The sequence below is a fragment of the Microbacterium marmarense genome (genome assembly GCF_037204165.1).
Classification (GTDB): domain Bacteria; phylum Actinomycetota; class Actinomycetes; order Actinomycetales; family Microbacteriaceae; genus Microbacterium; species Microbacterium marmarense.
This window is the reverse complement of the sequence record NZ_JBBDGL010000001.1, coordinates 600,326-621,677: the sequence shown is the minus strand read 5'-3', so window position 1 is coordinate 621,677 and position 21,352 is coordinate 600,326. Positions and strand designations below refer to the sequence as shown.

At 63.4% G+C, this 21,352-nt stretch carries 18 protein-coding genes; 6 read left to right on the top strand and 12 right to left on the bottom strand.

All coding sequences use genetic code 11. From position 1 onward, the window contains the following. Positions 1-10 precede the first annotated feature (10 nt). From WDU96_RS02780 to WDU96_RS02765, 4 genes are read right to left on the bottom strand one after another with little or no spacing between them, the layout of a single operon-like run. Positions 11-703 (bottom strand): phosphatase PAP2 family protein, encoded by a 693-nt coding sequence (locus tag WDU96_RS02780; RefSeq protein WP_337336958.1) that lies wholly within the window; start codon positions 701-703, stop codon positions 11-13. 7 nt (positions 704-710) lie between these two features. After that, on the bottom strand, positions 711-1,685 hold the full coding sequence (locus WDU96_RS02775; RefSeq protein WP_337336957.1) for an NAD-dependent epimerase/dehydratase family protein: 975 nt from the start codon (positions 1,683-1,685) through the stop codon (positions 711-713). Next, positions 1,682-4,354, bottom strand: coding sequence for an alpha/beta fold hydrolase (locus tag WDU96_RS02770; protein WP_337336956.1), 2,673 nt, complete (start codon positions 4,352-4,354; stop codon positions 1,682-1,684). Before WDU96_RS02770 ends, WDU96_RS02775 begins: the two co-directional genes overlap by 4 nt. Beyond that, on the bottom strand, positions 4,351-5,397 hold the full coding sequence (locus WDU96_RS02765) for a 3-oxoacyl-ACP synthase III (RefSeq protein ID WP_337336955.1): 1,047 nt from the start codon (positions 5,395-5,397) through the stop codon (positions 4,351-4,353). The genes WDU96_RS02770 and WDU96_RS02765 overlap by 4 nt, the downstream gene beginning before the upstream one ends. A gap of 219 nt (positions 5,398-5,616) precedes the next feature. On the opposite strand from WDU96_RS02765, the gene WDU96_RS02760 reads away from it, so the two are divergent. Then, complete coding sequence (locus WDU96_RS02760) at positions 5,617-5,787, top strand: CsbD family protein (protein ID WP_337336954.1); 171 nt, start codon at positions 5,617-5,619, stop codon at positions 5,785-5,787. 140 nt (positions 5,788-5,927) lie between these two features. Here WDU96_RS02760 and WDU96_RS02755 read toward each other — a convergent pair whose 3' ends face one another. Beyond that, entirely contained in the window at positions 5,928-6,674 is a 747-nt protein-coding gene (locus tag WDU96_RS02755; protein WP_337336953.1) for a FadR/GntR family transcriptional regulator, read from the bottom strand. Positions 6,675-6,785: 111 nt separating this feature from the next. On the opposite strand from WDU96_RS02755, the gene WDU96_RS02750 reads away from it, so the two are divergent. Then, entirely contained in the window at positions 6,786-7,940 is a 1,155-nt protein-coding gene (locus WDU96_RS02750; protein ID WP_337336952.1) for a mandelate racemase/muconate lactonizing enzyme family protein, read from the top strand. 123 nt (positions 7,941-8,063) lie between these two features. Here the strand turns inward: WDU96_RS02750 and WDU96_RS02745 are convergent, their stop codons facing one another. The 3 genes from WDU96_RS02745 to WDU96_RS02735 all read right to left on the bottom strand — a co-directional run bounded on the left by WDU96_RS02745 (position 8,064) and on the right by WDU96_RS02735 (position 11,340). Beyond that, the gene (locus WDU96_RS02745; RefSeq protein WP_337336951.1) at positions 8,064-9,014 is read right to left on the bottom strand and encodes a carbohydrate ABC transporter permease; all 951 of its coding nucleotides are present in this window, start codon (positions 9,012-9,014) and stop codon (positions 8,064-8,066) included. Next, a complete protein-coding gene (locus WDU96_RS02740) occupies positions 9,001-9,780 on the bottom strand; it encodes a carbohydrate ABC transporter permease (RefSeq protein WP_337336950.1) in 780 nt (259 codons plus the stop codon). The genes WDU96_RS02745 and WDU96_RS02740 overlap by 14 nt, the downstream gene beginning before the upstream one ends. Positions 9,781-9,972: 192 nt before the next feature. Continuing rightward, positions 9,973-11,340 carry an ABC transporter substrate-binding protein gene (locus WDU96_RS02735; protein ID WP_337336949.1) on the bottom strand — a complete coding sequence of 456 codons (1,368 nt, stop codon included), beginning with the start codon at positions 11,338-11,340 and terminating at the stop codon, positions 9,973-9,975. A 197-nt stretch (positions 11,341-11,537) separates the two neighbouring features. Here WDU96_RS02735 and WDU96_RS02730 point away from each other — a divergent pair, with 197 nt between their 5' ends. The 4 genes from WDU96_RS02730 to dacB all read left to right on the top strand — a co-directional run bounded on the left by WDU96_RS02730 (position 11,538) and on the right by dacB (position 17,628). After that, on the top strand, positions 11,538-13,265 hold the full coding sequence (locus WDU96_RS02730) for an acyl-CoA dehydrogenase family protein (RefSeq protein WP_337336948.1): 1,728 nt from the start codon (positions 11,538-11,540) through the stop codon (positions 13,263-13,265). Positions 13,266-13,307: 42 nt separating this feature from the next. Continuing rightward, positions 13,308-14,231 carry an aldose 1-epimerase family protein gene (locus tag WDU96_RS02725; protein WP_337336947.1) on the top strand — a complete coding sequence of 308 codons (924 nt, stop codon included), beginning with the start codon at positions 13,308-13,310 and terminating at the stop codon, positions 14,229-14,231. A gap of 90 nt (positions 14,232-14,321) precedes the next feature. Beyond that, on the top strand, positions 14,322-16,028 hold the full coding sequence (locus WDU96_RS02720; RefSeq protein ID WP_337336946.1) for a DUF389 domain-containing protein: 1,707 nt from the start codon (positions 14,322-14,324) through the stop codon (positions 16,026-16,028). Between the two features lie 43 nt (positions 16,029-16,071). After that, complete coding sequence (gene dacB, locus WDU96_RS02715; RefSeq protein ID WP_337336945.1) at positions 16,072-17,628, top strand: D-alanyl-D-alanine carboxypeptidase/D-alanyl-D-alanine endopeptidase; 1,557 nt, start codon at positions 16,072-16,074, stop codon at positions 17,626-17,628. Between the two features lie 9 nt (positions 17,629-17,637). Here the strand turns inward: dacB and WDU96_RS02710 are convergent, their stop codons facing one another. The 4 genes from WDU96_RS02710 to WDU96_RS02695 form a co-directional block, all read right to left on the bottom strand. Further along, positions 17,638-18,858, bottom strand: coding sequence for an RNA polymerase sigma factor (locus WDU96_RS02710; RefSeq protein ID WP_337336944.1), 1,221 nt, complete (start codon positions 18,856-18,858; stop codon positions 17,638-17,640). 5 nt (positions 18,859-18,863) lie between these two features. Beyond that, positions 18,864-19,223 (bottom strand): YciI family protein, encoded by a 360-nt coding sequence (locus tag WDU96_RS02705; protein ID WP_337336943.1) that lies wholly within the window; start codon positions 19,221-19,223, stop codon positions 18,864-18,866. Between the two features lie 88 nt (positions 19,224-19,311). Continuing rightward, the gene (locus tag WDU96_RS02700) at positions 19,312-20,385 is read right to left on the bottom strand and encodes an amidase (protein WP_337336942.1); all 1,074 of its coding nucleotides are present in this window, start codon (positions 20,383-20,385) and stop codon (positions 19,312-19,314) included. Further along, positions 20,273-21,295 (bottom strand): amidase family protein, encoded by a 1,023-nt coding sequence (locus WDU96_RS02695; RefSeq protein WP_337336941.1) that lies wholly within the window; start codon positions 21,293-21,295, stop codon positions 20,273-20,275. The genes WDU96_RS02700 and WDU96_RS02695 overlap by 113 nt, the downstream gene beginning before the upstream one ends. Between the last annotated feature and the right edge of the window lie 57 nt (positions 21,296-21,352).

Genomic DNA, 21,352 nt, shown 5'->3' with positions numbered 1-21,352 from the left:
AAAGTCTGCGTCACTGGGTCTCGCTGCGCCGGTATAGTTTGCGCGATGCGCGCCGGTCTCGAACCGCCTCCACTGCGCACCAGACCAGCGTGGCAACGGCGACGCCCTCAAGAAACCCCGCGACAACATCACTGAGCCAGTGCGCGTAGAGATACGTTCTGCTCCACATCATCACGACCACCCAGAGCGTGCCGAGCGCCCAGATGTACCAACGCCTCAGGAGCAACGCGAGAGTGATCGCGAAAGTTGTCGCCACCGCAGTATGCCCGGAGGGAAAGGATGTCGCCACGCTCTCGGCCAGCGAATCCGCTGGCCGCATTCTCGCGATAACTGCCGCCATCGGCGCACCGATCGCTACGACCACCACGAGCGCAATCGCCACATTCGCTGCATCCCATCGCCGCTTGCGCCACAGAAAGGCTGCGACGGCCACGGCTCCCACGCAGATCATGCCGACCGTGCCACCGACGATCGCCGGGATCCAGGCGATCACGATTCCCGCGTTCGAATATGTCGTCACCATCAAGGCGTGCCACCACACGTCTACCGTGAGCGGCTCATGATCGCCAAAGGCGACCACGAAGCGAAGGATGACGAAGGCCACGGTTGCGGCAACGCCCACGACCAGCGCGATCGGGCGTCGCGGGTCGGGTTTTGGCGCGAGTGTCACTCGAGGGGGTTCGAGAGGAGGAAGCTCGGTCATGTTCTGCTCATCGCGAGGCTGCGTACCAGGCGGCAAGCCGCTCGAGTCCCTCGTCTATTGAAACCGCAGGTGTCCAGTCGAGAACACTCCGGGTTTCGCGCTGGTCGAACCAATGAGCGGTCGAGAGCTGCTCGGCGAGAAAGCGTGTCATCGGCGGTTCGTCGACGCCTGGCTTGATCGCCCACGCCTTCTCAATGCCCGATCCGGCCGCGCGCGCGAGGCTCGAGGGCACACTCCACGCTGGCGGAGTGACACCCGCGGCCAGGCAGATGCCCGCCAGCAGATCGCCTACGGGCCGTGGCTCGCCGTTGGTCAACACATAAGCGTTGCCGTGCGCTTCCTCCGCGCGCCGCAGTGCAGCTGCAATGCCAGATGCGGCGTTGTCGATGTAGGTCGAGTCGATCAGCGCCGTGCCTCCGCTGAGCAACGGCAACCGCCCTGCACGGGCCCGCTCGACAACTCGCTCGACAAGTTGGGTGTCACCAGGCCCCCAGACGAGGTGGGGGCGAATCGCGACGACCCGCATCGTATCGCTGTCGCGCGCAAGAGCCAGCAGCTCGGCCTCAGCCTTGGTGCGAGCGTAGTCACCCCTGGCGTGCGTGGGCGACGCCGGTTCTGCGCTCACGCCGGCGAGTGCGTCGCCCGCGTGAGCGACTGAAGGAGATGAGACGAACACGAATCGGGATGCTGCAGCATGCTCAGCAGCATCCAATACCGTTCGTGTTCCCTCGATATTGATCGAGCGAAAGTCTGCGGCATCGCCGGCGAGCGACACTTTAGCGGCAAGATGCACCACCGCGTCGGCGCCGACGACGGCTCGCGCGACGACGGTTGGGTCGGTGATCGAACCGAGGTAGTCAGTGGCCCCCTCGACGGCGGAGGGCCGACGTTGCAGGGTGCGCACTTCATGGCCCGCCGCGACGAGTTCTGCGGCGACCGCGCCGCCCAGAAATCCCGACGCACCGGTGACAAGAACGATCATGGTGCGCTCGGAGCCTGACCTGACAGCGTGCGATCGGCCCAGACCGACAGACGCGTGCGGTCGATCTTCGAGTTGTGCCGAATGTCGGTGGGCAGCTCGCTCACGGCGAGCACCGCGGCGAGCGTCACACCTGCATGAGCGCGCACTTCAGCGGCGAGCGCAGGATCTGCGAGCGCAGCGCGACGAGCGCGGGGAACAGTTTCGACCACGGCGACCGCTTGGCGCAGTCCGTGCGGGCCGACGCCGACAACCGCCGCGCGGCGCACACCCGCAACTCGCTCGATCTGCTGTTCCGCGCCGACCGGAGCGACAGGGCCATGCTCGCCGACAATGACATGAGGAAGGCGGCCCTCAACCCAGAGCCTTCCCTGAGCGTCCAGGTGGCCGACATCGCCGGTACGGTGCCAGCGAACATCGACTTCCGCAACATCGGCCTCCGAAACCGTGGTGTCACGCACCGCCTCACGGTTTGTCAGCCACAGGCGGTCGTAGTGGTTCTTCAGATGCGGAGCTGAGACGACGATCTCGCCGAGCACACCCGCGCTGTCGCTCGGAGTGCCGGTCGCTTTGCCATCCGCGTCGAGAGCGCTGACCAGCACCCGGCCGGCGCCGATTGCAGAGCCCACGCAGACTCCCGACTCGGACGAGCCGGAGGTGCGACGAATGTCGTCGAGAGTGATATCTGTCACCAGCAGGCACTCGGTCATCCCGTAGGGAGTGTGCGGGGTGGCATTCGGCATGAGCGCGGCAACCTGCTCGAGCAGATCTGAGTTGATCGGTGCACCGGTGGAGAGAAACGTGCGCACGCCCTTGAGCGTGTCGCGCTGCGCCGCAGTGAGCGCGTCGGCCGTCGCGACGACATTCATGATGGCCGCGGGCGAGAGGAAGACGATCTGCCCCTCAGACTCTTTCACCGCGTCGGCGACCGCGGTCGCGGTGAGCGTGCGCGGTGCCGAGACATCCATGTTGGGCGTCACCGAGCGAGTGCCGAGCGCCGGACCGAGCAAGGCGAAGGGTGCAAACCCGGTCACCAGCCCAGTGTCGTGCGTCACCTCGAAGTGCGCGGCGAGCGCGTCACGCAATGCTGAGAGCTGCGCGTGCGTGTAGACAACCCCTTTGGCGGGGCCGGTCGAGCCAGACGTGAACAGTATCGCGGCGTAGTCGTGCGGCTCGGGCTCAGCCGGCTGTGGAGCGTGTTTGCCGAACGCCACGATGTCGGCAAGGCACGTCTCGACTGAGAGCGCCGCCGCAGTGACGCGAGGAAGCCGCGGTGCAGAGATCTTGACGCCGGGCCAGCCCATCGCGCGAGCGGCGGCCAAGCCTGGGGTCTCGCCGATGATGAAGTCGGGGCGTGCACCACGCACGGCTCGCGTGAGGCCGCGGAGCCCGAGCCCCGCATCGGCCACGACCACGACAGCGCCGATACGCAGGCACGCGTAAAGCACGGCGGTGAGTGTCGGTCCTGGGGGCACGAGCAATGAGACGCGGTCACCCTTTTCGATGCCCATCGCTGCGAAGCCCGCGGCCATGGCGCGGACGCGCTCATCGAGTTGACGCCAACTCACCCGCAACGGCCCCGCGGCGCCGCGTGAAGCCATATCGATGACGGCGATGTCATCGTCGTCGCGGCGCTCGTCGAGTTCGTGCCACAACGGCACGAAAGAGTCAGCAACAGCTGCCGCAGTGGGCGCCGACGACTCCCGAGCCGCGATCGCCTGCGCATTGTCACCAAGCCAGGTCAGCACCGAATCGGCGTAGGGTCGGTCTTCGGCGATCAGGTGGCTTGCCCCCTCGAAGCGGTGCACGTCGGCGTGGGGCAACCGTGTCACGAGATCGTCGAGGTAGCGATCGCTGAAGATCGGATCGTTCGGCCCCCATAGCAGCAGCGCGGGCACCGTGAGGGCAGCTACCCCATCTGCGATTCTGCTCAGTTCGGCGAAGCTCTCGTGACGAGCATCTATTGGGATGTCAGCCACGAAGCCCCCAATCGCCTCGCGTCGATCTGCAGCGCGATACGGCGCACGATAGGCGTCTTTCACCGCTGTCGATAGCGGCGGCGAAGCGAGGGCAAGCGTGGTTTCGAGAAACGCGGTGGTGTGCACGGTAGACGCGGCAAGCATTCCGCGTGCGCCAGCGAGGCGAAGCGGTGCCGGAATAGGCACCCCCTCGGGGTGGTGAATTGCGGTGTTCAGCAGGGTCACGGCGGCGAGATGCTCGGGATGATCGACCGCCCAGCCCATTGACACGACGCCGCCCCAGTCGTGGCCGAGGGTTGCTACCCGGCCGTCCAGACCGAGAGCGTCAGTGAAGGCGCCGAGATCGACCACACGTTGGGCCAAGGGGCGATGCGTGCCGGTGCGCTCTGAGAAACCCATATCGAGCTGATCGATTGCCACCACTCGCCACGCTTCGTTGCCCGCTGCGGCGGATCGCACAGATGCGTCGACGATGCCGCGCCATACATACGACCAGGTCGGGTTGCCGTGCACCGCCAGAATTGTGCCGACCGGTTCTATTCCCAACCGTTGCAACTCGTCAGCGGTGTCAAGGTAGTGCCAGTCACGAAGAAGACCCTCGTCGACGCCTCGACCTGCGACAGAGCGAATCCGGCTGAATCGCCGATCGAGTCCGGGCAGTCCCACAGGAGGAAGCGAGGCGGCTTTCGTCACCAGGCAAGCTCCATCATCGCGGTGTTGAGTCCAGAGCCCACGCCCATCAGCAGCACCCGATCTCCGCGCTTGAGCGTCTCTTGCTCTTCAGACAGCGTGATCGGTATCGAAGCCGGGCCGACATTGCCCAGACGCGAGAACGTCGTGGGCACACGTGAACGATCGAGCTTTGCTGCTTTGACAATGGCGTTCGTGTGCACCGACGAGACCTGGTGGGTGATGTAGCGATCCATCGACGACCAGTTCCACTCGGTCGACGCCTCTTTCCATGCCGAAACGACAAGGTCGAGTCCGCCCTTGAGCAGAGCTTTGGCGTCGGTGAACATGCCGTCGACGCTACCGACGCACAGCTCGTGAAACTGAGTGGCAGCGCGAGTGACGCCACCGATGATGCGGTGTCCTTCTGGGTGCTCATCAGCGCGGCCGAGAATCGCTGCCGCTGAACCAGATCCGAGTGTGAGCGACGCGAACTCACTCATGAAATCGTCGCGACCGACACCATCGTCCGACAGTCGGTCAATCGTATTGACCTGGATCTCATCAGCGTCTTCGCCGTTGACCACGATGGCATAGCGAATCTGCCCTGATTCGATCATGCTCGCCGCAAGATTCATTCCGCTGACGAACCCGAGGCACGCATTGGCGACATCGAAGTTGACGGCCGACGTGGGCAGACCGAGCCCGTGGTGCAGTCGCACGGCGACCGATGGCTCAAGATGCTTGCGCGTGACCGAGGTGTTGATGAGCAGCCCCACCTCTGAGGCGTCGACGCCAGCTTCAGCAAGCGCCCGCTTTCCAGCCAGCACGGTGGCCTCGTCAGACGACTCCCCAGCCGCCCAGTTGCGCCGTTCGAGCACTCCAGCGACGCGACGCAGCAAACCAGGTCGCAGGCGCAGTCGTTTGAGTGCGGGTGCAAGCTGCTCTTCAATGTCATCTGAGGTCGTCACCCTGGTGGGCAACACACTAGTGACTGACAACAGCGAGACGTTCGCGAATCGGGTAGTCGCGTTTCCGGCCAACGGTACCTCCAGGTGATGAGGCATCACGCTTGATATTCAAAGAACTAGCCTAGCGCCGCTTGCATGAACCAATGAGCATGTTAGACCGCTCCCGCTTCGATATCCCAATGGACGACGACTGAGTTGCCGCAATAGTCCCGACCAGGCAAACGGTCAAGCCCCTTCCCGACAGACACGATCCAGGATCGAATAGATTTCGCGCCGCCAACCGCTGCGCGCTCGGTCACGACGAAGGAGAACACTATGGGTGTAGACGACAAGATCAAGAACGCTGCCCAAGACCTCACCGGCAAGGGCAAAGAAGCCGCAGGCAAGGCGACCGACAATGAACGCCTTGAAGCCGAGGGTCACGTTGACCAGGCCGAAGCGAAGGCCAAAAAGGGCGTCGAAGACGTGAAGGACACCTTCAACTAGGCACTGAGCCAAAGGTGGCCGAGACCAGGCGTCTCGGCCACCTTTGCGCGCACGGCAGGTTCATGCCGTCGATACGACGCGGCACCCAAACGCGAGGCCGAACGGCACCAGCACTCTCAGTCGGCGCTTGCCCTCGGCCGCTAGTCGCGCGGGTGAGTCGGCAGCCGCCGACGATCCCAAGACCCCAAGATGTGAGCCTCCATGGCCTGACGCGCGGCCTCACGATCGCCTGCGACAATCGCATCGAAGATCAGCTGGTGTTCTGCGTGGGTGATCTCGAACGCCTGCGCCGGGTCGACACCGTGATAACGGCTGCTTTCCAACGCCCGCTCGAACAGGCCGTGGGCGACGTTCTCCGCAAGAATGTTGCCCGAGAGCTGCATCACCAAAAGGTGGAATCGCACATCGGCGTCACGGTAGGACGCGGAATCATGCAGCACCGATTCCATCTGCTCGAAGCTGGCGGTCAGTCGCGCAAGATCATCGCTCGTGCGCTTGGCAGCAACAGCCCCCGCCATTGCCGCCTCGAGAGCTCCGCGCACCACACTTAAGTCGTCGAGAATACCGAGCGCGTCGTCGTGGCCAATGAGCGACGAAATCACCAACGGGTCGAGCAGATTCCACGAAGACATGGGGTTCACGTGAGTACCGCGCCCCTGTGCGACGGTCACCATGCCCTTCTCTTGCAGGCGCTTCACCGACTCGCGAATCACCGTTCGACTCACGCCGAACTCCTGGCTGAGAACCGCCTCGGGCGGCAACGCGTCTGCGGGCTGGATCTGACCCGACACAATCGTTTCGACGAGCTCCTTGAGCACCGTCGCGCCGATCCGGTCGATCGGAACGCGCGAGGTCGCGGGAGAAGAAGCAGCGTCGCCGGTGGTCACATTCGACACTCTAGACGTTGTGCAGCACTGAACACACATCCCACACCACACACAGCAGACATATGATGTATGCTGTTCATACAATTGAGTGATTCGGGAGTCAAAGGCGATATGAAAATCACGGGATACCGCTGTCTGCGGACCTTTCACGACTGGGGCCGCCCTGTCGGGGACGCCAACGGCTACATCGACTCGGGCGTCACCGACGTTCCCCTGGTGATTCTCGAAACGGACAGCGGCCTCGAAGGCATCGGCATGGGATCACACCATGACCTCGACCGACTTTTCCCTGCCCTTGAGGGCCAGGACCCGCGAGCCGTGTCTTCGTTGTATGACCGCATGCTTGCCCGCGTGTTCAAGAGCGGGCATGGCGGAGCGACGTTCGGCGGCGTCGGCACGTTCGACATGGCGCTTTGGGACCTCAAAGCGAAAATCGCCGGCGAACCGCTGTGGCGACTGCTCGGCGCATCCGATCGTTTTGTTCCCGGATACGCCTCTGGCCTCGACATCGCGCTTGACAATCAGCGGCTCGCCAAGTTCTACAGCGAGATGGCAGACCGCGGATTCACCAGCGGCAAGCTGAAAGGCGGGCGCGACGCTGCGCACGACATCGAGCGACTCGAGATCATGGCAGATGCGTTGCGGCGCAACGCCGCCGAACCCGGGCTCATGCTCGATGCCAACGAATCTTGGAACCTCAAGCAGGCCGTGCGCTACGTGTCGAAAGTCGAAGAGCACGTCGATCTCACATGGATCGAAGAACCACTCCGCCGCTGGGACGCTGCGGGATTCGCACGCTTGAGCAAGTCGGTTCGCGCAGCCGTGGCAACCGGTGAGAACCTCACCGGTCTCGAACAGTTTCGACCACTTCTGGATGCTGGCGGCGTAGACGTCGTGCAGGCGGGCGCCGTGTGGGGCATCACCCACTTTCTGCGCGTCGCGGTTGCCGCCCATTCCCGCGACCTGCCGGTGAGCCCGGTGGGGCTGACTGCAAACCACTCCGTCGCCGCAGCCGCCGCCGCCGTTCCCAACCACATGTCTGCCGAAGTGCAAGATCTGGGTGCGCCTTTCGGCCTCACGATCGACCAAGAGTACAGCGACGGCGGGATCGTGCTTGGCGACCTGCCCGGCGCGGGAATCTCAATCGACGAGGTGGCGATCTCGGCGCGGCAAGCGTCAGCATCGTGGCTCATTGCGGCCGGCCCACACGTGCGGTCAGACCGCACCGGCCTTCGTCTGGTGACCGACCCGACGTGGGGAATCTAGCCGCGCCCTCGCAAGATGCCCCGATCCTGATAGATCGGGGCATCTTCGTTTACCCGCTCGCCTCGACGCAGAACGCCCCCGTGCAAAGCATGCACGGGGGCGTTTCACACCACGCGGGCACACCTACTCTTTGGTGCCACCCGCCGTGAGCCCACTCACCAGGAACCGCTGCGAGAACAAGAAGATGATGAGCACCGGAGCCACCGAGAGAATCGTCGCCAGCGCAAGCACCGGCAACGAAATCGTGACCGAGCCCGAAGTCGTCGGGTTGAACAGCGGCACGTTCGAGAGCAACTCCGCCAAGCCCACCTGAATCGGCGACTTTCGTCCCGGCACCATGACGAACGGCAGGAAGTAGTTGTTCCAGTTCGCCACCAGGCTGAAGAAGCCCACGAGGGCGATCACGGGAGTTGCCAGAGGCATCGCGATCTTCGTGAAGACGCGGAACTCCCCCGCGCCATCGATGCGTGCAGCATTGAGCAAGTCTTGCGAGACCGCCGTAGAGAAATAGATGTACGTCAGATAGACACCGAACGGGTAGAACGAGAACGGCAGGATTACCGACCATGCCGTACCGACCAGTCCCACCGCGCTGAGCTCGAGGAAGATCGGAAGCACCAGTGCGGTGTTGGGTATCAGCATCACGATCAATGTCGTCATGAGAAGCAGTTTGCGTCCGCGGAACTCAACCATGGCGAGGGCATACCCGGCCGGAATGCTCACCAGAAGCGTGATGACGAGAGCGACGCCGGAATACAGCGTGGCGTTGCCAAGCCACACCCACACGATGCCGTTTTGGAACGCCATCAGTTCGCCCCAGTTGCTGAACAGCGTATCGAAGGCACCGAAGCTGAACGGGTTGTCAAGCAAGAGCTCGCGTGCCGTCTTGGTAGGGGCGAGCATCAGCCACACCATGGGGATGACGAAGAAGAGCAAGAAGACACCGATGATGCTCCACGCGAGCACTCTTCCGAGCCAACGGCCAGGACTGGGTCGTTCGGTCTCAACGTCGCGTGCGCCGTAGCGCTTCGACTTTCCGGACTTGGGCCGGGTGATCAATTCAGTCGCGCTCAAAGAGTCCTCCTCGGAAGACGAATAGGGCGGAGAGCCCTGCAGCGACCAGTAGCAACAGGAGCGAGATCGCGGCTGAGCCGTTGAAGTCGTTTTGGCGGAAGGCAAAGAGGTATGCCAATTGGTTCAGGGAGTAGTCCTGGGGCACCACGCCCTTGGACGCCTGCGACAGCACACGTGGCTCGACGAAAAGCTGCGTTCCCGCTGCCAGCGACATCACGACCATGTATGAGATCCACTTGCGCATCAGCGGAATCTGAATGTACCAGGCGGTGCCGATCGGGCCGGCGCCATCGATTCGGGCAGCTTCCATCACTTCAACGGGGATGTTGTTGAGGGCGCCGTACATGATGATGATCCAGCCGCCGGCGCCAGTCCAGAAGGCGATGAGGGTGAAGATGACGGGAAGGTTGTCGAGCGAAACCGTCTGCACGAACGTCTCAAGCCCGAAAAGGTGAAGCAGCCCAGCGACCGGGCTGACGTTCGGGTCGAGTAGGAACAGCCAGAGCATCACGCTGGATGCACCCGCAAGCGCTCCGGGGATGTAGAACAAGAACCGGACTGACGATGAAGTCCATCGCACTCGGATCGCATGTACCAGCAGTGCGAGCAGGACGACGAAGATTGTCAGCGAGATCAACCACGCGACGACGAACAGTGCCACGTGTTGCACTGCGGGCCAAAAGCGGTAGTCGCCGAAGACCTTGACGAAGTTGTCGAATCCGACAAACGCGCCGCCCTTGGTGAACGCGAGGAATACCGCGTACACCGCCGGTGCGATGCCGAACGCAAGCAGCAGCGCCGTGTAGCCACCAGAGAAGGCGTATCCGATGCGGGCTTGACTGCGGTCAGGGGCTTTTCGACGGCGGCTGACCCGCCGGCGGTCTTCTCGTTCGAGAGGACCGCCGGCAAGTTCCGCTGCCTGCGTGGTAGTAGTGATGGTGTTACCTATCGGTGTGAACTACTTGGTGGTGTAGCCCTGGACCTGGGCTTCGTTGAGGATCTGCTGGTGCCACTCCGGGACGATTTCTGCGATCGTCTTACCCTCGGCAAGCGCGGGAACCACAATGGCTGCGTACGCAGTCTCGGCGCTGAAGCTCGGGAAGCCCCAGCCACTCCATACGCTCGAAGCCGCCGTCTGCATGGCCGACTTGAAGTCGCCCACGAAGTAGCCGCTTTCAGCCTGCGTGTCGAGCCACGATGATGCAGCCGAGTCATATGCGGGCAGGCCCGAAGCGAGCGTCACAGCCTCGTCAGAAGCGGTTGCGAACTCGAGGAACTGCGCGACAGCGTCGAGGTTCTCGGAGTGGCTGGACCCGTACCAGACGCCGCCACCGACGTTGCCGGTCACCTGGTCTTCGCCTTCCCAGTACAGCGGGTCAGCAGCACCGATGGTTCCGGTGGGTGCGTTCACGTTGTCGGGGTTTTGGAAGATAGCGCCGGCGTACCATGCCGGGCCGGGGATCGCGACGATCTTGTCGGCGTAGTTCTCGACGAATGTCGAGCTGAAGATGCTGTCCTGCACCAGCGTGCCATTGGCCGACATGCGGTCAAGCATGTCAGTCATCGCGACTGAGTGCTCGTCTTCGAAGTCTGACGAGAACTCCTCTCCGTCGAGCTGGAAAATCGGAGCCTGTGCTCCCCAGTAGTAGACGTAGGTTCCGACGAACGAGTCGCCGATCGAGCCGAGGATGTAGCCGGGGTGATCTGCCGCGAGCATCTCCCCGAGTTCTTCGTAGTCCTCCCACGTTTCGGGAATGTCGTAGCCAAACTCATCGAGCAGTGTCTCGTTGTACCAGAGCACGACGGGTGCCAGGTCGTTGCGCAGACCGTAGACCGTGCCATCGACCGTCATCGGGTCGAGCGCGCCGTCGGTGAAACCACTCAAGAAGTCGTCGCTCATGTAGCCCTTATTGAGGGGAGCGGCAAACGCCTGAGTGCCGTTTGTTTCTTTCGCAGCCCACGATGCGTCGTTGGTCTGCGACGAGAACACGACGTCGGGCCAGCCCTCGCCAGACTGGTCGAACAGTGCGATCTTGGTCTGGAACGACCCTGATCCACCGGCATTGCCGTCGTAGGTCTCAATGCTGACGGGAACGTCGGGGTTGGCCTCGACGAATGCGTTTGCGATCGGCTCGCGGGCCGCGTCGACCCATACTGTGATGGTGCTGTCGGCGACCTGTTCGGCCGTGGTGAATCCGTACTCCGAGTCGTCGCTCGAATCGCCAGCGTCGCCGGAAGAGGAACAGCCGGCGAGGGCGGCTACGGCAACCAACGCGGTGGCTGTAGTGAGAGTTCGGGTGAGCGGGCGGCGGTGCTGTGCAGCCATTGCGCGAGCCTTTCTTGGTCGGCTTCCTTGACGACGTGCCACCGAACCCGGTGACAACAGGTTTCATTAGATCATACATGTGACCTATGAGCAATGAGTCCGGCGACTTGATGACAAAAGTGTGGGCAGTGGAGCCCTTGGCATGAAACTGCGTCTCGCCTAGAATAAAACTCAGTACCAGCCCCAAAGGAGATCCCATGGCCGACGCATCACCGTACACGCCCCCGGTCGAGGACTACTCCTTCTTATTTGCAGACGCATTCGGAGTCGATCTGGTCGCACGCGCCACTGACGGCGCGTTGACGGCCGAAGACGCAACCGACATCATCGCGGGCGCGGGCGACTTCGCCGCATCCGTCATCGCTCCGCTTCAGACACTGGGCGACACCGCGGGTGCACGTCTCGAAGACGGTCAGGTGACGCTGCCCGAGGGCTTCGCCGCGGCCTACCGCGCGTTCGTCGAAGCAGGTTGGGTCAGCGCAGAGGCGCCAGAGTCTGCGGGCGGAGACGGATTGCCCGGCGCAGTCCGTGCGGGCCTGGGCGAGATCTGGAACGCCTCGAACGCTGCGTTCGCGCTGTGCTGGCTGCTCTCCCAAGGCCAGATTCATGCTCTGGATGCTGCCGCTTCCCCTGAGATCCGCGAGACCTTCCTCACCAAGCTGGTATCGGGTGAGTGGACCGGCACGATGAATCTCACGGAGCCTGAAGCGGGAACTGACCTCGGCGCCATCCGCTCGATCGCGACGCCGAAGGACGATGGCAGCTGGGCGATCCGAGGGCAGAAGATCTTCATCACGTGGGGTGACCACGACGTCGCAGACAACATCGTGCACCTCGTTCTCGCCCGCACTCCGGGTGCCCCCGACGGCGCCAAAGGCCTCTCACTCTTTGTGGCCCCGAAGTTCCTCGTGAATGACGACGGGTCACTCGGAGATCGCAACGCCATCACGACGGTCGCCATCGAACACAAACTCGGCATCCATGCCAGCCCCACCTGCGTGCTCTCGTACGAAGACGCCACGGGCTACCTTGTCGGCGAGGTCGGCGGCGGGCTTGCGGGCATGTTCGTCATGATGAACTCAGCGCGAGCAGGAATGGGCTTCCAGGCCACCGGCATTGCGGATCGCGCGTACCAGCAAGCGAATACCTACGCCTCGGAGCGTTTGCAAGGCCGCGCGCTCGATCGGCCCGCGGGCGCGCCGATCGCCGAGCATCCCGACGTGCGGCGTCTGCTGCTGTCGATGTCAACGAAGATCTTCGCAATGCGCGCGCTTGGCGTCTACGTCGGCGATCTTCTTGACCGCGGCGAATCTGACCCCGCCGCATCCACTCTCGGCGACTTCTTCGTTCCGATCCTCAAGGGCTGGACGACAGAGGATGCACAGCAGGTGACCAGCGAAGCAGTCCAGGTGTACGGCGGTATGGGCTTCATCGAAGAGACCGGCGCTGCTCAGTACTACCGCGACGTGCGCATCACCACGATCTACGAGGGCACGACAGCCGTCCAGTCGAACGATCTCGTGGGGCGCAAGCTGATCCGTGACAACGGTGCTGCCGCCGGTGAACTATTCGACAGCATTGATGAGACGGTCATCAAGCTGCGTTCACTGGATCATCCCACTGCGTCACGCACCGCCGAGCGGCTCAGCCGCGCCGTGGCCGCATCACGTCGCGCGACCGCCGATCTCTTGGGATTTGCCGATTCACCCCGCGATGCCTACGGCGTCAGCGTGCCATACCTGATGCTTCTCGGCACCCTTTCGGGTGGATGGATGCATGGTCTCGCCGTCGCCGCCGTGCTCGAGAGCGCGGCGCCGTCGCCCTCAGATGCGTCGCGATTGGTCGCCGCCGACTTCTATGGCTCGCACCACCTGCCGCGCGTGTACGCGCTGGCCGAGACCGTGGCTGGTGGCGAGATCGCCTGAGAAGATCGGCGCTGGCGTCGCCGATCTTCTATGCTGACGGGCGTGAACTCTCCCACTGGTGAACAGTTTCTGCTCGACGACGGCCACGTGCGTGTCGAGATCGGCGCGCTGGCTGCGGTGTTGCGAGAAGTACGGGTCGGTGGTGTGCGAATCACCGAGTCCGTACCCGCGCATACCCTGCCTTCGCACGGTTGCGGCATCGTGCTGGCGCCCTGGCCCAACCGCGTCAAAGACGCTCGTTGGCTGCTCAACGGCAGCGTTCAACAGCTAGACGTCACTGACGTCTCGAGGGCCAGCGCGATACACGGCCTGCTCCGCAATACCGCCTACAGCGTGCGTGAGCGTGACGACCGCTCGCTCACCCTGGCTGCCACTGTGTTCCCACAGCATGGCTGGCCGTTCACGCTCGATACCTGGGTCACCTATGCACTCGAAAACGATGGCATCTCGGTGACGCACGGTGCGACTAACCACAGCGCGGCGAGCGCGCCCTGGGCTGTGGGAGCGCATCCGTATTTTCGCGTCGGCGAGAATCCGACCGACGAACTGACAGTTCGGATTGCCGGTGACACGCGCCTGGAACTTGACGACCGCTTGAACCCGATCGCCGAGCACAGCGTTGCTGGCACTGAGTTCGACCTGCGATCGCCGCAATCGCTCGCTGGCGCAGACTTCAACGTGGGGTTCGGGCAGCTGCACAACCGCGAAGAGCGTCAAGAAGTGGCATGGATCGAAGCCGCCGACGGATCGACAACGTCGGTGTGGGCCGACCCTGCCTTCGGCTGGCTGCAGCTGTTCACCCCGGATGACTTTCCCGGAAAAGAGGGACCACACCGAGCCATCGCGCTCGAGCCGATGACTGCACCGCCCGACGCTCTGAATTCCGGCACCGACCTGCACTGGCTCGAACCCGGCGAGAGCTTTGAATCGTCCTGGGGCGCTCGCTACCGCGGACCGCAGCGCTGAGCCGACCGCCTGACCTGCCGAGCAGCAGGGATCGGCATGTCTGAGCGCGCAGGATGGCTATGCTGGGCGCTGGAATGAGGTGAGCGCCGCGTGGACGTCGACGACAACATCAATTCAGCCAACGCGGGCAGAAACCCACGAATAACGGTGCAGCTGCGCAAGCTCGTCGCCGCAATGTCGAACTCGGTCGCCCTTCGCGGGCTCGCCGGACTGCTCGCAGGCGCGGCCGTGTTGCTGTTGCCAACGGTTACCACCGCGCTCGTCACGTTCATCCTGATCGCGTTTCTCGCTTTCAGTGGCATCACCGACCTGTTCTACGCGGTCACGGGTCGCCGCTGGTTTGGGCGCCGGCTGAGCCGATGGCTTGCCGTGCCGCGCGGTCTCGCCGCGACGATCATCGCCGCACTTCTGGGGTTTCTCGCCTATGCGGGAACGACAGAACTCACGCTGACGTTCGCGGTCAGCCTTGTCGGCATCTACGTCGGCATCCGCGGTGTGATGTCGCTAGTCTCAGCTTTTCTCAATCGGCGCACCAAAGATCCGCTGCCTCCTGCGGCGGGCGGGTCACTGGCGGTCATCCTCGGCGTGCTCGCCGCGTTCGTACCCGCGTCGCTGGTTTCGAGCGTCATTGTTGCCGCGGCAACGGCCAGTCTTGTCGTCGGCCTGATCCTGGTGTCGTGGAGCCTGCGCAACAACGTGCGGAGATCAAAGCTAGACCCAGAGACGGCATCGATCCCCGAATTGGTGTGGGACTGGATCGAAAACTCCGACATCGGGCGCAAAGAGCGGGCTGTGCAGGCGGGAACGCTCTATCTTGAGCAGCCACAGCGACTGACGAAAATGGGCACCTGGTGGATCATGCTGGTGCTCTCGGTGGCGATTGCGACCTTCGCGGTGCTCGCAGACTCGACAGCCGTGATCATCGGAGCCATGCTGGTCGCACCGCTCATGACCCCGATACTGGGGCTCGCTGGCGCTCTCGTCAACGGATGGGGACGCAGAGCATTCGAGTCTGCCGCCTTGGTCGTGCTGGGCGCTGTGGTTTCGATTGCTCTCGCCTATGGTCTCGCTGCGTGGGCGCCAGTCGCGATCGCATATTCAACGAACTCGCAGATCGTGTCTCGAGTGTCTCCGAACATCGTCGATATGCTGATCGCCCTCGCGGCGGGTGCAGCGGGGGCCTTTGCGACAGTGAATGCCCGCGTCGCGAGCGGGATTGCAGGTGTCGCCATTGCCGTCGCGCTCGTGCCACCGCTCGCCGTTGTAGGCGTCTGCCTCTATGGCGCGCGTTTCGAAGATGCCGGCGGCGCCACGCTGCTGTTCCTCACCAACTTCGTCGCGATCGTTCTCGCGGCAGCGACCGTTTTCGTGCTCACCGGTTTCGCGCGACCCTATGCCCTTCGCAATCGCCCGCGGCAGCTGATCAAGACAATGGGTCCATTCGTCGCCCTCGCCGGAATCATCTTGCTGCCGCTCATGCTGACCTCTGAGGGGCTATTGCAAAGCCAGACCCGCGAACGTGACGCCCAAAACACCGTGGAGGATTGGTTAGGCGACGATACAGAGTTCGTCATCAGCGCGGTTGACGTCGCGGGCAACGACGTTGACGTGACGATTACCGGCCCTGGTGACCCGCCGTCGGCGAACGATCTGTACGACGCGATGCAGCAGGACTTTGTCGACCCCATCACGCTCGAACTCACTGTCGTTCCCGTCGAAATCACGGTCATTCCGACACCGACACCGACGCCCACACAGACGCCCACGCCCACACCCACACCCACACCAACCAGCTAGGGGCGCGAAGAACGCAACACGTGGGGTCTTCTAAGCTCGACTCATGAAGCGAACTGCTGGAGTGGCTGCGGCGACAGGAATCCTTTTGATTTCAGGCTGCGCGGCCAGCCCGGCCGAAACGCCGCAAGGCAGCGATCTTCCAGACTCGATTCTCTCCATCATGGAACAGCCCGTGTATGAGGAGGGCGTATGGGGTTTGTCGGTCGTTGACGTAGAGACCGGCGATGTCGTGCTCACGCTCAATCCTGACGAGAAGTTTCTCACCGGCTCTACGGCCAAGATCCTCTCTGTCACGGCAGCGCTGGAGGTTCTCGGGGCCGACGCCACCTTCACAACCCCGGTCGTCGCGGTCGGAGATGTTACCGAAGGCACCTTGCACGGCGACCTGGTGCTGCGTGGCTCGGGTGATCTCACCCTCGGTGGACGCACGATGGCAGACGGCACAATCGAAGTGCCGATATTCGATCACTACGACGCCAACGCCCTTCCTGGACTTGCGACTCTCAGCTCTCAAGACCCGCTCGCGGGGCTGAACGATCTCGCGCAGCAGGTGGCCGCGGCTGGAATCGATCGTGTTGACGGCGAGGTGCTGGTTGATGATCGACTGTGGGATCCAGTCATCGTCGATGACGTTCCCATCTCACCGATCGTCGTCAACGACAACCTCGTCGATCTCGTGCTCTCACCCGCCACCGCCGTCGGTGACGCCGCGATGCTCGAGTGGCTGCCGCAGACCGCTGCGTACGACGTCGAAACATCGGTGACCACCGGCAGTGCCGACAGCGGGATTGACATCACGATCACGGAAGATCCCGAAGGAACACTCGTTGCCACCGGCTCCGTGCCGCTGGGCGCCGAACCGGTGATGCAGACATTCCAGGTCGAAGACCCCGCGATCTGGACGCGAACGTTGTTCATCGAAGCGCTGGAGCGCGCCGGAATAGAGGTGGCTGCCGACGCCGTCACAGCGAGCGCAGCATCCCTGCCTGAGACGGCCGTGCTCGACGCCGCGACGCCCATCGCTGAGTTCACATCGCCGCCGTTCTCTGAAACCGCTCGGCTGATCAACAAGGTCAGCCACAACCTAGGCGCCAACCAACTACCGCTGCTGTTGGCAGTGGATGCTGGCGAGCGCACCCTCGAAGCGGGCTTGACTATCGAACTCGGGGTGCTCGAAGCGGCCGGAGTCGACGCCGGTGATGTTGATATCACCGACGGCCAGGGGCTAGAAGGCAACCGGATCACCCCCGCCGCGATGACGACGTATCTGCGGCACCTGACCACGACTTCCACGTTCCAGACGTTCTACGACTCGACCCCTATTCTCGGCGTCGATGGATCGCTGGCGACTGTTCTTCCCGAAGGCGACCCCGCAATCGGCATGGCCCACGCCAAGACCGGCACTCTGGTGGCCGAGGGAACAAGCTCCGCGTTTGTTTTGGAAACGAAAGCGCTCGCGGGCTTCGTCGAGACCGCTGCCGGGCGAAACCTTGCGTTCGCCGTCTTCGTCAACGACGTGCCCGTCGATGACATATCGGCAATCTTCCAAGCCAACAATGACCTCGGCGCGATTGCGTCTCAGCTCTACCAGCTGTACTAGTTCAGCCGGTCAGGGCGCGGTCGCAAGAGCCTCTGAAGCGACACGTGTGATCGCTCGCCGCTCGGCGTCGCTGTCGCACAGGTCGAGCGCGCGGTCGAAGGCTGAGCGTGCTTCTTCGAGGCGCCCTGCGTTCGCGAGCATATCGGCACGGGCGAGGTGAAAGTAGTGGTACGTCGCGAGGTCATCGGCGATGGGTTCAAGCAATTGCAGCCCCGCATGGGGTCCGTCAGCAAAAGACGCTGCGACCGCCCCGTTCAGCTCGACGACCGGTGACGGTTCCACTCGGGCCAACACCGCATACAACCGCTGAATCGTTGACCAGTCTGTGTCGCCGAACGTAGGCGCGGTCGAATGCGCGGCCGCGATCGCCGCCTGCAGTTGATACGTTCCCACGCGGCGCTGCTGCAGTGCGCGCCCAAGCAGCCGCCGTCCGTTCTCGATCGCGCTCCCATCCCACAGCTCACGATTTTGATCCCTGAGCAACACGACCTCGCCTGCGTCATCGAGGCGCGCCGGACGACGCGCATCAGTGAACGCGAGCAGCGCCGCAAGCCCCCAGGTTTCTGGCTCATCAGGAAGCAGATCACATATGCAAGAGGCGAGCCAGCGCGCCTCATCGCAGAGATCTCCGCGGATCAACTGCTCGGCGGGCGCGGCATGCCCCTGAGAGAAGATCACGTACACGACCTTCAGCACCTCTTGCAGCGAGTCGCTCAAGCGCTCCCGATCGGGCACCTCGAACGGCACTCGAGTGGCCGCGATCTTCTTCTTCGCTCGCACAAGGCGCTTCGCCATTGTCGGCTCCGGAATCAAGAAGGCTCGGGCGATGGATGCTGTGGGCAACCCGACCACATAGCGCAACGTGAGGGCCACGCGCGCTGACTCATCGAGCGCGCGGTGGCAGCATCCAAAGATCATCGCGAGCAGGTCGTCGTCGATCGCGCCTCGATCGCGTTGGGGTCTCGAGATGATCGCGCGCACATCGTCTTCGCGCCCGGCCCAGCGCACATCACGTCTGATCTGATCGATAGCCCAGCGCCGCGCGACCGTCATTAGCCACGCCCCGGGAGCATCGGGAACGCCGTCGGCTTGCCATCGCTCAGAAGCTCGCTCAAACGCCTGTTGGGCGGCGTCTTCTGCCAAGTCGAGATCGCCGAGGTCAGCTCGCAGGGTCGCCACAAGACGCGGCCACTGCGCGCCGAAGACCTCGGCGATCTCGGCGTGCGGCATCGGCGCTACTGCATCGCCGACACGTCGAAGACCGGGCGGATCTCGACGGAGCCATAGCCCACGTTGGGGATCTTCTCGGCCCAGGCGATGGCGGCGTCGACGTCGGCGACGTCGAGCACATAGAAGCCCCCGAGGTACTCTTTGGTCTCAGCGAACGGGCCATCGGTGGCTACTGTTCTGCCGTCACGAACGCGAATAGTCGTCGCGGTCTCGACCGGGTGAAGAGCTTCACCGGCGACGAAGACGCCTGCATCTTTGACCATCTGGTCGAACGCGAACCATTCGCCCATCTCGGCCGCCTCTTCGGGCGTGCCGGGCTGCGGGCCGACTTCGGGGGCGCTGGTGAGTAGAAGCATGTACTGCATGGGGTGTCCTCTCGATCTGGGGGCCGCTCATCGCGACCCCTCACTGAAGCGACGAATACCAGTCGACCACATGGACACTTCGATCACATTAAATTTTTGAAGGCTGTTGTGCGGGCAGCGAGGCGAGAGTGAACTGCGCGGCGGTGTGGGCGCCCTTGACGAGCACGAGCACTTCATCGAACAGGCGCTCACGCGATCGCGAAACGTTGCCTGCATACACTCCCGGCTCGCTCGCCACAGCGCGCAGGATGTGACCGTCTGCCCACACCTGCACGTTGGCCGTGTCGGACAATACGCGTACGACCACGCGCCACGCCCGCCCGGCGGCAGTGATCTCAACCTCGTGCGCGACGCTGACCGCCTCGAGTTCATCGGTACGGTCACGAGCTGGAACGATCTGGTTGCTCGGCAAACTGGGAGTCAGGAACGCCGCCACTCGGCGCTTGCTGGCCTGCTCGTACGCACGCGCAACATCGATCAATCGGTCGTCGCTGTAGGCCGGGCCTGCGAAGGTGAGCCCGACGGGCATTTGCGTGTCTGCCATGCAGCCCATTGGCACGGTGACAGTGGGAATGCCCAAGTGGCGGATCACGCGGTTGCCATTGGAGTAGACGACACCGTTTCTCGTGGCGGCTTCCATGCTCTCAGCGCGCGTAAAGAGGTCCGCGCGGCCGACGTCACCGGCGGCGGGGAACACGATCGCGTCAAGGTTGAGAGTCAGCATCCACTCTTCGAGATCTTCTTTTCGCGCTCTTTCGAGCCCTCGAAGCAAGTGGTCAAGCCCAGGCACATCGTCATAAGAGCGGGGAAGCCCCTGTTTGACGAGCTCTGCCAACCGCTGCCAGTCGAAGCCGCCGCGCGCACGCGTGATCCATACCGGCAGCGGAGCGGTATCGATAGGAAAGACCGTGTCACCGTCGACATCTGCCCAGGTGTTCAGCTCTGGGTCGTCGTTGACACGCAAGAACTCGTCTAAGGCCATCGCGGTGATCGTGCCGCCCTCAATCGCTCGCCACGAAGGCGGTACCAACCCGCGAGCAACCAGACCATCAGCGCTTGGCCGATCCTCTTCGTAGTTCGATACGGCGGGAAAATCCACCTCGACCACTTCGGCACCGAGATCGCGCAGATCGGTGGCCGCGCGGTGCCAGAGCAGTCGCACGCTGTCTCTGATGGCGGGCGGCTCGAGTGGTTCGAGGTCTTCTCCGATGAACAGCTTCGGAACCCCGATGCGCAGCCCATCCAAACGCGCGGGGCCGTTGGCGCGCAAGCGGACGCGGCAGCACCTCGGCCGGTGACGGCAGCTCTACCGTGTTCTGCAACCGCCAGAAGTCTCCGGTGGGATCATCGTCGTCGACGGCAAGCACCTCGAGCAGCGCAACAAGGTCGTCGATCGTGCGGGTATGGGGAACGACGACATCGCAGGTCGGCCGCAACGGCCAGTTTCCACGAATTGAAATGACTCCGCGCGAGGGCGTGTAGGCAACCAGTGCATTGTTCGAGGCTGGCGCACGCCCCGACGAGACGGTCTCTTCGGCCATGCCGAACGCGCACATGCTGGCGGCCGTTGCGGTACCGGAACCGTTTGACGATCCAGAGCCGTACGCCGCCGTGATGTAGTCGGGGTTGTAAGGGCTGCGCGCGTAGTCGTAGACGCCCGGCTGTATGCCGCCAGCTGCCATCGGCGGCATGTTCGTCTTACCCAGTAGGACCGCGCCAGCGGCGCGCAACAACGCTACGCTCGCTGCATCTTCGGTGGCGACCAGGTCGGCGAGCGCCGGACTGCCCGATGCCACGGTCATGCCCTTCACCTTGTAGCTGTCTTTCACGGTGAAGGGAATTCCCTCGAGCGGGCCACCATTGCCTTCGCGGCGACGACGATCCGACTCGGCTGCTTCGCGCAGGCAGTCGGGGTTGAGCACAGCGATCGCATGCAAACACAGACCGGTGCGGTCGTAATACGCAATGCGATTCACGTATGCGCAAACCAGATCGATGCTCGTCAGCACGCCCGCGTCGAGCGCTTCCCGCATCTCGCCGATGCTCATCTCGACAACGTCAAAAGCATTCATGACCGCAGTCTGCCAGGTTGTCGTTGCTGGTTCGTGACGTGGTGCTCGCCACTTCGA

What these genes read in the sequence shown, in the direction of transcription:
- WDU96_RS02760 (WP_337336954.1), top strand. Translation starts at nt 5,617, where the DNA reads ATGGGTGTAGACGACAAGATCAAGAACGCTGCCCAAGACCTCACCGGC.
- WDU96_RS02730 (WP_337336948.1), top strand. Translation starts at nt 11,538, where the DNA reads ATGGCCGACGCATCACCGTACACGCCCCCGGTCGAGGACTACTCCTTC.
- WDU96_RS02780 (WP_337336958.1), bottom strand. Translation starts at nt 703, where the DNA reads ATGACCGAGCTTCCTCCTCTCGAACCCCCTCGAGTGACACTCGCGCCA.
- WDU96_RS02775 (WP_337336957.1), bottom strand. Translation starts at nt 1,685, where the DNA reads ATGATCGTTCTTGTCACCGGTGCGTCGGGATTTCTGGGCGGCGCGGTC.
- WDU96_RS02735 (WP_337336949.1), bottom strand. Translation starts at nt 11,340, where the DNA reads ATGGCTGCACAGCACCGCCGCCCGCTCACCCGAACTCTCACTACAGCC.
- WDU96_RS02710 (WP_337336944.1), bottom strand. Translation starts at nt 18,858, where the DNA reads ATGCCGCACGCCGAGATCGCCGAGGTCTTCGGCGCGCAGTGGCCGCGT.
- WDU96_RS02695 (WP_337336941.1), bottom strand. Translation starts at nt 21,295, where the DNA reads ATGAATGCTTTTGACGTTGTCGAGATGAGCATCGGCGAGATGCGGGAA.
- WDU96_RS02750 (WP_337336952.1), top strand. Translation starts at nt 6,786, where the DNA reads ATGAAAATCACGGGATACCGCTGTCTGCGGACCTTTCACGACTGGGGC.
- WDU96_RS02765 (WP_337336955.1), bottom strand. Translation starts at nt 5,397, where the DNA reads ATGCCTCATCACCTGGAGGTACCGTTGGCCGGAAACGCGACTACCCGA.
- WDU96_RS02705 (WP_337336943.1), bottom strand. Translation starts at nt 19,223, where the DNA reads ATGCAGTACATGCTTCTACTCACCAGCGCCCCCGAAGTCGGCCCGCAG.
- dacB (WP_337336945.1), top strand. Translation starts at nt 16,072, where the DNA reads ATGAAGCGAACTGCTGGAGTGGCTGCGGCGACAGGAATCCTTTTGATT.